The sequence below is a fragment of the Veillonella sp. T11011-6 genome (assembly GCF_002959755.1).
Lineage (GTDB): Bacteria > Bacillota > Negativicutes > Veillonellales > Veillonellaceae > Veillonella.
Window position 1 is genome coordinate 57,919 of sequence record NZ_PPCW01000004.1, and the last position, 13,170, is coordinate 71,088.

At 40.3% G+C, this 13,170-nt stretch carries 14 protein-coding genes; all 14 read right to left on the bottom strand.

All coding sequences use genetic code 11. The features are described 5' to 3' along the window. Nucleotides 1-3: 3 nt before the first annotated feature. Complete coding sequence (locus VRHSUH10_RS04795; protein ID WP_105089663.1) at nt 4-1,701, bottom strand: ShlB/FhaC/HecB family hemolysin secretion/activation protein; 1,698 nt, start codon at nt 1,699-1,701, stop codon at nt 4-6. Nucleotides 1,702-2,011: 310 nt separating this feature from the next. Beyond that, nucleotides 2,012-2,479: a hypothetical protein gene (locus VRHSUH10_RS04800; RefSeq protein WP_105089664.1), complete on the bottom strand. Its 468-nt coding sequence runs from the start codon at nt 2,477-2,479 to the stop codon at nt 2,012-2,014. Between the two features lie 78 nt (nt 2,480-2,557). Next, on the bottom strand, nt 2,558-2,989 hold the full coding sequence (locus tag VRHSUH10_RS04805) for a hypothetical protein (RefSeq protein WP_105089665.1): 432 nt from the start codon (nt 2,987-2,989) through the stop codon (nt 2,558-2,560). A gap of 59 nt (nt 2,990-3,048) precedes the next feature. After that, on the bottom strand, nt 3,049-3,537 hold the full coding sequence (locus VRHSUH10_RS04810; RefSeq protein WP_105089666.1) for a hypothetical protein: 489 nt from the start codon (nt 3,535-3,537) through the stop codon (nt 3,049-3,051). Between the two features lie 83 nt (nt 3,538-3,620). Continuing rightward, a complete protein-coding gene (locus VRHSUH10_RS04815; protein WP_105089667.1) occupies nt 3,621-4,049 on the bottom strand; it encodes a hypothetical protein in 429 nt (142 codons plus the stop codon). 302 nt (nt 4,050-4,351) lie between these two features. Continuing rightward, nucleotides 4,352-4,813 (bottom strand): helix-turn-helix domain-containing protein, encoded by a 462-nt coding sequence (locus tag VRHSUH10_RS04820; RefSeq protein WP_005385599.1) that lies wholly within the window; start codon nt 4,811-4,813, stop codon nt 4,352-4,354. Nucleotides 4,814-4,874: 61 nt separating this feature from the next. Further along, on the bottom strand, nt 4,875-6,182 hold the full coding sequence (hemL, locus tag VRHSUH10_RS04825; protein WP_105089668.1) for a glutamate-1-semialdehyde 2,1-aminomutase: 1,308 nt from the start codon (nt 6,180-6,182) through the stop codon (nt 4,875-4,877). A gap of 9 nt (nt 6,183-6,191) precedes the next feature. After that, nucleotides 6,192-7,166 (bottom strand): porphobilinogen synthase, encoded by a 975-nt coding sequence (hemB, locus tag VRHSUH10_RS04830; protein ID WP_105089669.1) that lies wholly within the window; start codon nt 7,164-7,166, stop codon nt 6,192-6,194. 9 nt (nt 7,167-7,175) lie between these two features. Then, on the bottom strand, nt 7,176-8,684 hold the full coding sequence (cobA, locus tag VRHSUH10_RS04835) for a uroporphyrinogen-III C-methyltransferase (RefSeq protein WP_105089670.1): 1,509 nt from the start codon (nt 8,682-8,684) through the stop codon (nt 7,176-7,178). Further along, nucleotides 8,681-9,619, bottom strand: a complete 939-nt coding sequence (gene hemC, locus VRHSUH10_RS04840) for a hydroxymethylbilane synthase (RefSeq protein WP_105089671.1) — start codon at nt 9,617-9,619, stop codon at nt 8,681-8,683. Before hemC ends, cobA begins: the two co-directional genes overlap by 4 nt. A 4-nt stretch (nt 9,620-9,623) precedes the next feature. Beyond that, complete coding sequence (hemA, locus tag VRHSUH10_RS04845) at nt 9,624-10,895, bottom strand: glutamyl-tRNA reductase (RefSeq protein ID WP_105089672.1); 1,272 nt, start codon at nt 10,893-10,895, stop codon at nt 9,624-9,626. Then, nucleotides 10,864-11,511, bottom strand: coding sequence for a bifunctional precorrin-2 dehydrogenase/sirohydrochlorin ferrochelatase (locus tag VRHSUH10_RS04850; RefSeq protein ID WP_060924543.1), 648 nt, complete (start codon nt 11,509-11,511; stop codon nt 10,864-10,866). Before VRHSUH10_RS04850 ends, hemA begins: the two co-directional genes overlap by 32 nt. Before the next feature lie 57 nt (nt 11,512-11,568). Then, the gene (locus VRHSUH10_RS04855; RefSeq protein ID WP_060924544.1) at nt 11,569-12,354 is read right to left on the bottom strand and encodes an RNA-binding protein; all 786 of its coding nucleotides are present in this window, start codon (nt 12,352-12,354) and stop codon (nt 11,569-11,571) included. Between the two features lie 2 nt (nt 12,355-12,356). Next, nucleotides 12,357-13,151 (bottom strand): pyrroline-5-carboxylate reductase, encoded by a 795-nt coding sequence (proC, locus tag VRHSUH10_RS04860; protein WP_105089673.1) that lies wholly within the window; start codon nt 13,149-13,151, stop codon nt 12,357-12,359. Nucleotides 13,152-13,170: the final 19 nt, after the last annotated feature.

Genomic DNA, 13,170 nt, shown 5'->3' on the forward strand with positions numbered 1-13,170 from the left:
CACTTAAAATTGATAGCTACCTCTAAAGGCCCACACACGCGTATCTGTATCAAAACCTTCTGGTTTCTTAATTGGTGTTCCTAATGATACATCATAGTTTACATCGTCACCAACCATACCACGTACACCAAGTACACCACCAATTAAGGTATTACCTAATTGTGTTTCTGTAGATGGCCCCCATACATGGCCAATATCTATACCCACATATGGAGTAATTTGTTGTTTTCTAAATGGTAACGCCCACTCGTTTTGTACGTAATAGCCAGAGTCGCCTCTTAATGTTTCTTCTCCACTAAAACCTCGTACAGAATAGCGCCCACCAATACTAAATTGATCGGTGCCGAATAGACGTTGATCTGTGAACTGGCTTCTAAAACGCATCGTATATGTACCTTGCTTATGGCCCATACGAACACCGGTTTGAACTTGACCTTCTAAGCCTGCCATTTTATATAGTGTAGTAGGATTATCTGACAAGCCTTCCCAACTCCGTACTTGAGCACCCAATCCATTAATACCTTGTCGATAGAATAGATAAACATCGGATACAGTATTCCCACTATATTGACGATGAGATAAACCAACTTCAACAGCTGTTGTATGTTGCTCTTGTACACCAAGCTCTACATCATCTAAATAATTATGACGCTCCTTATGAATGACTTTAGCTACAGCCGAAGTCTTAGAGCGACTTGTTCTATTTAATACTTGCTCTACTGCAAATTCTGTGCCTTGCGTAGTGCCAGAAGAACGAAATGCATTTGGCATGAATACTAATTGGTTATAACTATACTTATACGTTGAAATACGATACGTACGATTTCTGTCAGGAACGGAATAGCTAACCGCATATTGTTTTGACCCATGTCCATCATCATGATGACTGATGTCTTTTGTAAAGCTAGTGGTTAATACGTCATTGAGTCCTGCTAATTGACTGAAAGATAAAAATACAGCACCTTGATACGTCCCTGTTGATTTATTTCCAGAATTATCTAGCATCAAAGATCCGTGTACAAATCCTTTTTGCTCAACGGTAAGCTTAACAATAGAATGTAATGGTTTTGTACCTGGCTCTATAGTCATCTTAATATCTTGACCTGGTACATTACGCATTTGGTCAATCCCTTGCTCTAATGCTTGTCGACGTAATACGTACCCCGGTCTTACAGGAAAGGCACTACGCCAATTAGTGCGTGCTTTAGGATTTGTAAGAACAATATCCTCTACATAACCAGGCATAATTTCAAAAGTGAGTGTACCAGACTGTAAATCTTGATTTGGCACAACTACTTGACTCGTAATGTACCCATCAGATAACAGTTGCTCTTGTAATTCCTTTTGTAAAAACTGAATACCCTCTGTTCCAATGCGATTATGGTTATATACCTGCAATCGATTTTTATATTTTTGAAGCACTGGTTCTGAGGAGGTTACTACGATATGCTCTATTGCAAATGATGTACTCTCCTTAGGTAATGACTTCATTGGTGTTTTATCTAAACCTGTATAAGCAGATTCTGAACGCGACGAAGCGGCCCCAGTCATTGGTGCTTCTACACGTTGGCGTAATGAAGCATCGGCTCGGGCCGCTTCTTGTTGTATAAATGGGTTTGATACTTCTGCCGCAAAACTAGGCATCGTACCGAATGTGGTCAGCAAGCTAACACAACCTGCTGCAATACATACAACTCTCATTAATTCCTCTCCTTTCGTTATAAGGTAAATTATATATTAAATTGTCTTTTTCTTGCAACAAAATATTAAATATTTTAATATTTTGTTTATATTTTGGGTGTTCTAATATTATTAAAGAATTAAAATACTATTCAGAAGAAGAGATACTCCATTTAGACTCAAGTTTTTACGCTTCCACAATATTTCAAGTTTAAAAGTAAATATAGAGACGTTGATAATAAAGCCTATACAAAGCTAATAAACCAAAACTCAAAAAAATTCCAAGTCCTAACTATATTGTTAGAACTTGGAATCTTAAATTATACTGTTATCAAAAAGAAATTCGGCTACCTTGTGATTTAAACCTTCCAGGCACTTCTGACAATTTCTTATATATATCAAATGTTTCAGATGGACCTAAACTTTCAATCGGTTGTAATATCATATTATCACCGTAATACCGTTGTTGTAATCTAGTAAAATTATTTATAGTTTCAACATCTTCTGGATTTAAATAATATACAATAATTGTATTGCTCTCTTGATTGATAATAACATATACATCATCATTCATCGCATAAATTTTATCATTAATAATATCCATCGAAATACCTTTGTTAATAAGATAAACACTATAGGCCTTATCAAAAATTGTATTGTATCTGCTATCAACTACATACCGATACTGTAAATCATGATATAACCAACCCCCACCTATAAAGAGAAATAGACCAAAAGTAATTACCAATACCTTTGATAGCTGCAGTAAACTCTTTAAAAAATCTATTATTTTATTCATATTTATATAATTGTAATATTTCTCCATAAGCTCACTATAATATAACAACCTACAAAAGCTTTTATCCCTAATAATGAATTATAAATGCAATATTTCTAACCAATTATTACGTGCTAACACTACAATATATCCATCATTCTCTGAATTCTTTGTTACATATACTCTATATGATTCATTTTCATATACATAAAGAGACTTAGTTTGGTCAATTAACTCCCACTCCCCACTTATAGGTTTTATTGATTCTATATCTTTATGTAGTGAATCCTTCGTTATGTTTATTGATACTCCTATAGATAATAGATTTCTTCTGTTCGAATCATATACATCTCCATCAATTATATAGTGTTCCCGTGGAAAAGCTGCATTTAAAGCTTGTGTCAATTCCATTCTAGACTGCTCAACAGTATCATTAAACAAAAACTTATAGCCTAATCCACAAATTAGCCATAAACTAAAACAGCCTAGAAATATGTACCAAACAATGGAATAAATTGTTCTATATTTCATACTTAAAAGCCCTCTATGTTACCTATATACTAGTTCTATCTAGCAGAGTAGCTAGAGAATTAAAGATATTCCCAGTTACCACTTTCAATTAAACGCCGATATCTTGTAGGTACATTCTCATAACCATCTATTAACTTTATTCTTCCAATAAAATCATCATATTGTTTTTCATCCATATTAAATTTAAGATTTACAAATATATAGTGATCTAAATATCCATCATAAATAATATATTTTTGTTGAACATGGTCTACTTGGCCAATGAAAATTTGATGATTTTTAATTGATTTGTAAATATGATAATTATCTGATTCTAAGGAGTTTATCAGTTTATATGACTTTATACCAGATGCTATTCTAATCATCTGTCTATAATCATATAATACGCCTTCATTATTTAACTGAACTAAATAATCGGGCTTTATACCAACCACACTTCCTAATTCAGCATGAAAAAAACAGGAATTCACTAGAAAATAGATTCCAATTAAAAACAGCGAAAAAATATTTCCTAATATGCTAATTATTAGTAATCGCTTTTTCCACATCTGCTAATTTACCTCTACTTTCATTCAGAATTCTACATATATATTAGTTATTACGCTATCAGAACTTTGCTGCCTATACTAAATCAATTTCTTCTTTGTAATATTAAAGTCACTTTATCAGAGCCACTTTCTTTAAACAATTCGAGATAAATATTAGTATCATAATCATGACCAACTATTCGATTCTTACTTATTTCATTCCATCCTATATTTTGTTTAGAAAGTATCCCCTTAACATCGTTAATTGTAAGAGAGTCATAAATAATTTTAAGATTATTATTTTGATAAGCTCTACCAGACGCATAATATTCTTCACTTACTTTTTTAAAAGATATATCTTCTAATTTTTGCTCGTATAATTGAAGGCTTTGCATTTGCTCCGGCCTTTTAATATATGCATTTAAAGAAACAAGGCCCATTAGTAGGAATCCAAATAAGACAAAACCAATATAAAATTTAACCGTAAAAGGTGCTCGATTCAATATAGATTTTACACCGCTCCATACCTTCATAATGTCTCCTATAAGACCAGTAAATATTTAATCCACTTCTATATCTCAATTATATATTAAACTAACTTATATCACCAACGAATATTTTAACATTATTATCTTTTATTTATTTTTATATTTAACCTTAATAAAGAATACTAAAGCTTGAGCTCGGTCATTTATATTATGATAATACAAAAGCACCATCTAATAAGGAATCTCTTACATATCGTATAGAATCCCAAATAGATGGTGCTTTTATTGTTCTAATTAAGTTGCGCTAATAAACATGTGCCACTCAATCTACAAAGTAGTATATTAAACTACTTTATATTCCGTCGTGCCGCTAAACTACCAGCGCTGCTCGCTAGGCCAGCCCGATTGATATGTGGGTTCCCATGTTTGTACGTTTTTGGCTTGCTACTTTTATCTTCTACCTTTGATTTCTCAAATTTAGTAAATAGATTATCTAGCTCGCGCAAGAGCGCACGTTTTTGTGAGTCTTTCAACTCGAATACTTCACCTTTATATGCGATGTATTTATTTTTGAGTACAGGACTGAGATCATAGATGGGCTCGTGTTGTTCTCCATTTACATCTAGCAGCTCATCCAAGGTCAATCCATAATAGCGAGACAGGGCACAGAGTGTATCTAAATCTGGTTCGCGATACCCTGTTTCGTAATTTGAAAGTGCCGCATTACTAATACCTACGGCCTTTGCTACTTCGATTTGGCTTTTGCCCATGCGCACGCGAGCACGCTTTAAGTTCTTATAAAACTGCATGTTCATCACCTACATCGATACATAAACAACTACAAACTATATATTTTACAATAATGTATCACTAATTCTTTAATGTATCACCGATTTTTTTGAAAGCTTCATCAGCTACTGCCAATGTGCGTTCGATTTCACTGCTCTTATGGCAGATAGATACAAAATTACTTTCATAAGGACTTGGCGCATAGTAGATACCATGGCTCAAGTTATGATGGAAGAACATTTTAAAGTGTTCTTCGTTACAAGATGCTGCATCATCGAAGTTCTTAACTGGTTTATCAGTGAAGAATATGGTGAACATGGAGCCTACCCGTTGTACTACAACAGGCACATTGTATTGTGCTGCCAAGCGTTCGAAGCCTTCACAAAGAGCAATAGTTGCATCTTCTACTTGTTTAAAAATTGTGGGATCTCGTTGCAAGATAGAAAGTGTTGCAAGACCAGAGGTAACGGCAATCGGGTTTCCGCTCAATGTACCAGCTTGGTAAATAGGACCAGCTGGTGCAATTTGGTTCATAATCTCACGAGAGCCACCAAATACTGCGAGTGGCATGCCGCCGCCAACGATTTTACCTAGGCATGTAAGGTCAGGTTTAATATTGTAACGTTTTTGTGCACCGCCGCTGCTAGCGCGGAAGCCACACATAACTTCATCAAAGATCAAAACTGCACCATGAGCCTTAGTCACTTCTCGCAAGGTTTCCAGGAAACCTGGTTCTGGAGGCACACAGCCCATGTTGCCTGCTACAGGTTCTACGATAATAGCCGCAATAGTATCTCCGATATCGTCGAATAATTTGCGAACCGCATCAGAGTCATTGTACGGCAAGGTTATGGTGTTTTCTGCTACGCCTTGAGGAACACCAGGACTATCTGGCACGCCAAAGGTAGCAAGGCCAGAGCCAGCTTTTACCAAAAGCGCGTCACTATGACCATGGTAACAGCCAACGAATTTCACGATACGATCGCGACCAGTATAGCCACGAGCTACACGCAAGGCACTCATAGTCGCCTCTGTACCGGAGTTAACGAGGCGGATAACCTCCATAGATGGCATGAAGGCTTGCACCTTTTTAGCCAATTCTGTTTCTAGTAGTGTAGGCGCACCATAGCTAGTGCCGCGAGGAATCGCCTCTTGCAAGCTAGCAATAACTTCAGGGTTCGCATGGCCCAAAATCATAGGGCCCCAGCTCAACACATAGTCGATGTATTCGTTGTTGTCGATATCATAAATACGGCTGCCGCTAGCACTGCTGATAAACGGAGGGTTAGAACCTACACTGCGGTAGGAGCGAACAGGACTGTTTACGCCGCCTGGCATATAACGTTTAGCCTCTTCAAAGGCCTTTTCAGATTTACCGAGTTGGAACATGGTTTCTCCTTACTTTTGTAACCATTTAGCAATATCTATAGCATGGTACGTAATGATAATTTTAGCACCGGCGCGCTTCATAGAAAGCATTGTTTCCATAACGAGGCGTTCTTCGTCGATAAGACCAGCTGCTGCAGCAGATTTAACCATCGCATATTCGCCAGATACATTGTATACCGCTACAGGTAATTCATAGCGGTCACGTGTTTCACGAACGATATCCAAATAGGATAAGGCTGGTTTAATCATGATAATATCTGCACCTTCAGCGATGTCGAGTTCGATTTCTCTGAAAGCTTCCAAGCGATTTGCTGGATCCATTTGATAGGATTTGCGGTCCCCAAATTTTGGAGAAGAGTTTACCGCACCACGGAACGGGCCATAGTACGCAGATGCATATTTTGCAGCATAGCTCATGATGGATACATTTGTATAACCTGCCGCATCAAGGGCTTCACGGATAGCACCTACACGGCCGTCCATCATATCGGATGGAGCCACCATATGGGCGCCTGCTTCCGCTTGGCTTACCGCTACTTTGCAAAGTAATGGTAATGTTTCATCGTTCAAGATTTCATGGTCATCAATCATGCCACAGTGACCTGTAGAGGTATATTGGCACAAGCATACGTCAGAAATAACCAAGAGATTTGGCACTGCTGCGCGAATAGCTTTAATAGCTTGTTGTACAGGTTGGGACATATCCCATGCAGAGGAACCTTGTTCGTCCTTATATGTAGGAATACCAAAGATTTCTACCCCAAGAATACCAAGATCATATACCTCTTGAGCCATTTTTACAGCTTCATCAACGGATAAGTGGTATTGGCCTGGCAACGTATCGATTTCTTTTTTGATACCTTCACCAGGAACGATAAATAATGGATAAATTAAATCAGTTACGTCGAGTGTCGTTTCCCGTACCAAATCACGCATTTCTGGATTGATACGCAAGCGGCGAGGACGGTATGTTAAATCGTACATGTAATCCTCCTAAATGTCCTTTACAATAGCATTTACCAAGCCATCAGTTGTATATACATCGCTGATGACAGCCGGTTTAAGACCTGCACTCATAGCTGTCGCAGCTGTGATAGGTCCGATGCAAGCAATCTTAGTATTGCCTAATAGTTTCAATGCATCGTCTCCCAATAATTGAATTGTATTGGTTACTGTAGAGGAACTTGTAAACGTAATATAGTCTACAGTACCTTCTGTTAAGGCATTTACTAAGGCCTCTTGTTGAGATGTATCTTGTGTCGTTTCATATAAACGCAAAATATCTACATCTATATCGTGATGACGCAAAGAGCGTGGAATTACGTCGCGCGCTACTTTTGGTTGGATGAGCAATACGGAGTCGCCTGCTTTGAGTTCTTCTTCAAGAGCCTCTACAGCAGATTCAGCCTTGTAGTCTACAGGAATGATATCCGGTACGATACCGTATTTTTGAAGCTCTCGAGCCGTAGCACATCCGATAGCCGCCACTTTAGAATTACCTAATGCACGAGTGTCCTTGCCCTCTTTATAAAGAGCATCGAAGAAGTAACGTACCCCTTCACCAGATGTGAATACGATGCATTGGTATTGTTTTGTATTGTTAATGATGCGACGATCTTCATCAAACAACTCCAATGGAGATGTTTTAATCGCTGCCGCTTCCACTACATTAGCACCTTGAGCTGCTAATTTTTCGCGGAATGCACTAGCTTGGGAGCGAGCGCGTGTAACTACAATAGTTTTGCCGAATAAAGGTTTATTATCGAACCATTGTAATTTTTCACGAAGGTTAACTACATCGCCTACTACGATGATAGCTGGCGCTTTTAGTTGTGCCTTTTCTACGTCTTCTACTACATGTTCAAGGGTAGATACGAGAACCTCTTGAACCGTTTTTGTACCCCAACGAATAAGCGCTACTGGTGTAGAAGCTGGGCGTCCATGAGCCATCAATTTTTCTGCAATGGTAGACAAGTTGCCAACGCCCATTACAAAGCAAAGTGTATCTACTGCTGTAGCAAGGCCTTCCCAATGAATGCCAGATACTTCTTTAGTAGGATCCTCATGACCTGTTACAACCGCAAAGGATGTAGCCATAGCGCGTTGTGTTACAGGAATACCTGCATAAGCAGGGGCTGCAATAGGAGATGTTACGCCAGGTACAAATTCAAATGGTACACCAGCTTCCCCAAGAGCCATCGCCTCTTCACCACCGCGACCGAATACAAGTGGGTCGCCGCCCTTTAAGCGCGCTACGATTTTACCTTCTTTACCTTTTTGAACTAACAGCTCATTAATTTCCCATTGGTGCATTGTGTGATCTTTACATTGTTTACCAGCATAAATCAACTCTGCATCTGGGCGAGCCCATTCTAACAAATGAGCATCTGCTAAATAGTCATATACAATTACATCTGCTTTTTCAATGCATTCACGACCTTTTACAGTAATGAGTTTAACATCGCCAGGGCCTGCACCGATTAGATATACCATACCTGTCATTTTATGATTCCTTCCTCTATGAGAGCATCCACAATATGTTTGCCACCTTCTTCGTATAAGGCTTTTGCAAGGTTTTTACCAAGAATTTCAGCTTTTTTTGCTGGGCCAGAAATTTCTCCTTCGTACACAGTTTTACCATCGAGGGATGCAATCATGGCCTTCAAGGTCAATTGACCTTTATCGATAGTACCATGTACCCCCATCGGCACTTGGCAACCACCATTTAACTGACGCAAGAAGCTGCGTTCCCCTTCAACAGCATAGCGCGTAGCTTCGTCGTTAATAGGAGCTAGCATTTCAAGCATTTCCGTATCGTCAGCACGACACTCGATAGCAAGTGCCCCTTGACCAACAGCAGGAATCATTTCATCCGCTTTAAATACTTGAGTAATTTGATCATCTAAGCCCAACCGTTTAAGACCAGCTTGTGCCAAGATAACGCCATCTAGTTTTTCTGTTTCGATCTTGCTCAACCGAGTTTGTACATTACCACGGATAACCTCGACCTTAAGGTCCGGTCGCACATGTAATAATTGCGCTTGACGACGCAAGCTACTTGTACCGACGCGAGCACCTTCAGGCAATTTATCTAATGTTTTATACACGGGGCTCACAAGCGCATCGTAAGGCACTTCACGAGCAGAGATAGCACCAAGAGTTAGCCCTTCTGGTAACTCTGTAGGCATATCTTTCAAGCTATGTACGGCGATATCAATATCGCCTTTGTGCATAGCTTCTTCTAATTCAGCGGTAAACAAACCTTTACCACCAACTTGAGCCAGTGGTTTTTCCAAGATGCGGTCCCCTTTTGTATTAAAGTGAACTAGCTCGACCGTAATGTTTGAGTACAGACGTTGTAACTCTGCACTAATATGTTCAGCCTGCCATAGGGCAAGGGCACTTTTTCGCGTGCCGATTCGAATATGGTCTCTCATGGCCTTAGCCTTCTTTCTCAAGATTAAACATATCTTTGAATAAATCCCAGTACAAACCTTCTTCCTCTGTACCAGCGATTTCGTTGAAGTGAATCATCGGTTCACGCAACATTTTGCGAATGATCATGCGACTCATTGAGTCCATAATACGGCGCTCCTTATCTGAAATATCAGGTAATTTCGCTAATGCACGATGTAACTCACGACGGCGAATGCGCTCTGCTTTTTCCGTGAGCAATGCCATCATAGGACGCACCGTTAAATAACTCAATTTATCTAATAATTCTTCAATGGCGTCGTGAATGATAGGCTCTGCACGACGAGCTTCCTCTTCGCGCTGTGCCTTATTTTCTTCGACTACGCTTTCAAGAGAGTCGATATTAAACAGGTAAATACCTTCCATATCTGCTACGGCAGGATCGATATCGCGTGGTACCGCAATATCAATCATAACGATTGGCTCACCTTTGCGAAGGGAGGTAATTTTCTTTGCTTCACGTTCAGTAATAATATAGTGCGGCGCCCCTGTAGATGTAATGAGGATATCCGCATCTTTAGCATAATCTACAAAGTTATCTAGCTTAACAGCTTTACCATTAAATCGCTCTGCTAGAGCTTCTGCCTTGGTAAAGGTTCTATTGGATACAAAAATCGTTTTTACGCCCTTTGCTTGTAGGTGCGTTGCGGTCAACTCACTCATGGTACCAGCACCTAAGATGAGCACCGTCGCTTCAGATAATGGTTTATCTAGGCTGTCCTCCGCAAGGTTAACAGCAGTGTAGCTAACGGATACAGGCGTATTAGCAATACCTGTGTTCGTCCGTACCTTTTTACCAACACTAATAGCGCGTTGGAATAAGATATTAAAAATTGTGCCTGTACAACCTGCGCTATAAGCCTGAATATAAGCCCCTTTTAATTGGCTCAAAATTTGACCTTCCCCCAATACAAGGGAATCAAGACTTGCAGATACGCGGAATAAATGCTCGATGCAATCTCGTCCTTCATAATAGAAAAACGCATCTTCATCGATGTGGTCGGCACCTTTTAAATCCTTTAACACGGCCAACATATATTCTTTAGGGAACTCTACACCTTCTAAGGCCGCATAGATTTCAGTTCTATTGCATGTAGACAAAATAACGCATTCTGCTACACAGTCGAATTCATAGAGGCGGTTCAGTGCTGAAGCGACCTCGTCCTTATCAAACGAGAAACGTTCACGCACCGCAACAGCAGCACTTCTATGATTTAGACCTAATACCACTAATTTCATGGTCAAGTTTCTCCTCTATAGTCATCCACTCTCCCTTGAGAATGGCTTCAAAAGTTTCTACAGTCAGATGGTTTCGCCAAAATTTCTGTCGAGCCTCTGGAGTAGGAAGTAGTAACTTTACTTCTTCTCTAAATATTTTAAGTCTAGGCATAGCCTTTTGCAACTGACCATAACGATTCATCATATCTTGCCTTATGAGGCGATTGATACGAGGCCCTACGTTATTAGCGCTAATAGCAATATGAAGATCGCCTAGTTCAAGGGATGAAGGCACAGTAAATCTGCACGCTCTAGGGTCATCACTTCGATTAGTCCAAACGCGGTGTTTTTTCCCCATATCATATAACGTATCGTTTAATTCGCCATTATCTGTGCAGATAAAGAACAAACTGCTCGTTATAATGTGGTGTTCATCGTCCATTGTGAAAGCACGGTCGTACCAGGTGATACGATTATCCTTTGACCATTGGCAAATCCTATCTGTTACAGTGGGAGCAATTACCACAATGTTGCACGGCTCATCAATAAAGAGCTGTATTCGTCGCTCTGCCACCTCTCCGCCGCCTACGAATAGGATTGTATCTTCTGTTGTAGATTGAAATGTTATGGATACCATGGTTGTCCTACTATATGTAAAAAAATCGGCTTGATGGTCAAGCCGATTTTCAATTGCCTACATGAATCGTTTCAGATATACGCCGATACGCCCCTTACGAGATGTACCTGTAATGGCTTCTACCTTCATTCGGCCACGACCACGCATAGAAATCACATCCCCTTCTTTAACTTCTTGGGATGCACCCTTAGCTGGTTGCCAGTTTACTTGCAATAATCCTGCATTTATAGCGCTTACCAATTTAGTACGAGACACGCTAAAACCAGAACTTGCCACCGCATCTAAGCGCAAAGAAGCAACTGTAGTGCGGACTTCTTTAATTTTTTCTTCTTTTGGTGCAATATCTGATAGGTCAATAGCCTCTACAGATACGGAAACCATAGCGATTTTTGTGAAGTTTTGAATCACGAAGTCTGCTATGCTTTCATCCACCAAAATTTGAGCGCCCCCTTGTTGAACGATAACGTCCCCAAATTTGGAGCGATCAATGCCGAGCCCCATCAAAGAGCCAAGCACATCGCGATGGGTAAGCAATCGGAACCGTGGGTCCCAATTTACCTTAAGGGCTCGAATACCCATATCCACAGTACCATTAAAGTCGCTATCTACAAAGGCTATGCGGATACGTTCCGCCCCTTCATAGCCACCGTCTGTCTTAACGATAAGCTGTGGGTAGTTAGCCTTGATTGCGTCTGCAATGACAAGGCCTGCAGGGCTCGTAAAGTCCGCCACGCGATAAGGGCGACCTTTTACAACCTGCTCAGCCAAGTCTAGCATGCGGCGAGCTTCCTCACCACTACCACTGGCTTCAAAATATCGTATTAATTTACTAGTATCTGCCAAAATTATTTCCCCAATTCATTCGACCGAGCAAGACATGCTACTACGCCGTCTTGGAGAGCACTGCGAAGTCCACCTTTTTCCATGGCACCAATACCGGCAATGGTCGTGCCACCTGGACTTGTTACTTGATCTCGTAGTACTGCTGGATGATTGCCACTTTCAAGAGCCATCTTGCCAGCACCATACATCGTTTGAGCTGCTGCTTTGATTGCCAAGTGACGAGGCAATCCGATGCGAACGCCCGCATCAGCTAACGCATCAAGAATGACGAACATATAGCCAGGACCTGCACCAGATAGTGCACCTAAGCGATCTAAATCGGCTTCACTTACCACCGCTACCTCGCCAACAGCCTCAAATAATGCTTGGACATCACGACCCAGGTCTGTATTTACATCATCCCCTGCAAGAGCCGTCATACCTGCACCGATAGAAGCCGGTGTATTTGGCATAGCTCTAAACCAGTTAGCTTGTGGAATCGCTGCATCTAGAGTATCTAAGGTAATACCTGCAGCAACGGAAATCATAACAGTCCCATAAGGTACTTCTTTTAACGTCTCTAATACAGATGGTAACACTTGTGGTTTTACGGCCAACAAAATGGTATTGTACTCATTAACATCAGGCAATGTAGTAAAACCTACTACACCGAGCTCCTCTGTAAGAGCCTTACATTGTTCTTCGCGACGCACGAGAATGTGCGTATCACTTGCTTTCAACACGCCATGCTGTAATGCACCGCGCAATAAAGCGCCCCCCATCGAGCCAACGCCAATACATAAGGTTTTACCTAACATCGTTGTCACCACCGTTTAT

What these genes read in the sequence shown, in the direction of transcription:
- VRHSUH10_RS04795 (WP_105089663.1), bottom strand. Translation starts at nt 1,701, where the DNA reads ATGAGAGTTGTATGTATTGCAGCAGGTTGTGTTAGCTTGCTGACCACA.
- VRHSUH10_RS04800 (WP_105089664.1), bottom strand. Translation starts at nt 2,479, where the DNA reads ATGAATAAAATAATAGATTTTTTAAAGAGTTTACTGCAGCTATCAAAG.
- VRHSUH10_RS04805 (WP_105089665.1), bottom strand. Translation starts at nt 2,989, where the DNA reads ATGAAATATAGAACAATTTATTCCATTGTTTGGTACATATTTCTAGGC.
- VRHSUH10_RS04810 (WP_105089666.1), bottom strand. Translation starts at nt 3,537, where the DNA reads ATGTGGAAAAAGCGATTACTAATAATTAGCATATTAGGAAATATTTTT.
- VRHSUH10_RS04815 (WP_105089667.1), bottom strand. Translation starts at nt 4,049, where the DNA reads ATGAAGGTATGGAGCGGTGTAAAATCTATATTGAATCGAGCACCTTTT.
- VRHSUH10_RS04820 (WP_005385599.1), bottom strand. Translation starts at nt 4,813, where the DNA reads ATGCAGTTTTATAAGAACTTAAAGCGTGCTCGCGTGCGCATGGGCAAA.
- hemL (WP_105089668.1), bottom strand. Translation starts at nt 6,182, where the DNA reads ATGTTCCAACTCGGTAAATCTGAAAAGGCCTTTGAAGAGGCTAAACGT.
- hemB (WP_105089669.1), bottom strand. Translation starts at nt 7,166, where the DNA reads ATGTACGATTTAACATACCGTCCTCGCCGCTTGCGTATCAATCCAGAA.
- cobA (WP_105089670.1), bottom strand. Translation starts at nt 8,684, where the DNA reads ATGACAGGTATGGTATATCTAATCGGTGCAGGCCCTGGCGATGTTAAA.
- hemC (WP_105089671.1), bottom strand. Translation starts at nt 9,619, where the DNA reads ATGAGAGACCATATTCGAATCGGCACGCGAAAAAGTGCCCTTGCCCTA.
- hemA (WP_105089672.1), bottom strand. Translation starts at nt 10,895, where the DNA reads ATGAAATTAGTGGTATTAGGTCTAAATCATAGAAGTGCTGCTGTTGCG.
- VRHSUH10_RS04850 (WP_060924543.1), bottom strand. Translation starts at nt 11,511, where the DNA reads ATGGTATCCATAACATTTCAATCTACAACAGAAGATACAATCCTATTC.
- proC (WP_105089673.1), bottom strand. Translation starts at nt 13,151, where the DNA reads ATGTTAGGTAAAACCTTATGTATTGGCGTTGGCTCGATGGGGGGCGCT.